General features: G+C 42.8%; 1 rRNA gene. It reads right to left on the bottom strand.

Annotation, left to right across the window (positions count from 1 at the left end):
• Positions 1-172, bottom strand: a 23S ribosomal RNA gene (locus tag ACVA54_RS19765); the annotation flags it as partial.
• Between the last annotated feature and the right edge of the window lie 64 nt (positions 173-236).

The raw sequence follows: 236 nt of genomic DNA, 5'->3' as shown, positions 1-236 counted from the left end.
ACACACCTATGAATTCACTGTGTGATACTAGCTTATGCTAGTGGGTTTCCCCTTTCAGAAATGCCAGACTCAAAAGGTTGTTACTACCTTATCTGGGCTTATCGCAAGTTACTTCGTCTTTCATCGCCTCTGACTGCCAAGGCATCCACCGTGTACCCTTAGTCACTTATCCATACAACCCGAAGGAGTTTCGAGTTGATGTTCATATCACCATAGTTGTCTCTCATTATTTGAAT

This window comes from Vibrio sp. PNB23_22_6 (assembly GCF_052877535.1).
The sequence above is the reverse complement of the archived record's forward strand: the minus strand, read 5'-3'. Positions and strand labels throughout refer to the sequence as shown.